The following is a 1008-nucleotide window of genomic DNA, read 5'->3' on the forward strand; positions in this document are numbered from 1 at the left end:
GGTTTTACCTACGTGTTTGAATGGGTGCCGCAAGAAAGTTCAGATGCAGTGGTCTCCCGCAATGTGATTGAAACAGGCACGTGTGAAAACTGTCATATGGGCGAACCGCTTCATCATGGACCCGGCTATCGCTCAATTGATAACAACATTGCCGTTTGTACCGCTTGCCACAATGACAGTAACCCAGGCGCTGCGCCAGCCAGACGCCCTCTCGCTGCCGTTGTTCATCAATACCACGGTAATGTTTTCAAATTAGGTAGCGACAGAAATAACACCGACACTTACAAACAGCCTGTCGACGAGAATGACGTGCTCGTTACCGACATCAATGGTTTAGTCATTGAAGGCAACCCTTTCCCGCAAGATGCCCGCAACTGTACAACCTGCCATTCAACCGATGTCGCGAAAGCATCAGACGCCAACAATTGGTTTGAACACCCAAGCCAAGTTGCCTGTGAGACTTGTCATTTGTACCGAGACAGAGGCGCGCATGATAACCAAGTCGGTACGGTTTGGGTAAGAAACGGCGAGCCCCAAAACTCCTGCTCGGGCTGTCACCGACCTTATGACCGAGATGACAATGGCGATCCAATCATCGGTCAAGACGCAAGCCGAAGTGCTAAAACGGTTCACGTAATGCGTTTAGAGAATCTTGCAAAAGCGCGTGATTCGCTTGAAATCAACGTTGAAAGCGCGCGATTTATTGATGACCAGTTTGAGATTGAACTAAGAGTGTCGAAAGCGGGCACAGGTATTGGATCCATCAACGAACTGACCCCTTTCATTAATGAACATGGGCACCTCAATTTGTTGCTGAACTGGGATAACGGCCAAGGCCCGATAGTCGCAAACAACAGTCTCAACGTCGCCGATGATGGCGCACTTGGTGACGGCTGTGAGGCTCAAGGAGAAGGCCTATTCTTGTGTCATAAAGACTTCACTGACGCTGCGATTAAGCCAACCTCCAACTCTACGTTGACGGTTAACATCGCCGACATGCCACTTTGC

General features: G+C 49.8%; 1 protein-coding gene. It reads left to right on the forward strand.

Annotation, left to right across the window (positions count from 1 at the left end):
• A partial coding sequence (locus R8269_RS26580) for a multiheme c-type cytochrome (protein ID WP_318223086.1) occupies window positions 1–1008 on the forward strand: 1008 nt, incomplete at both ends.

The sequence above is a fragment of the Vibrio sp. Vb0667 genome (assembly GCF_033391095.1).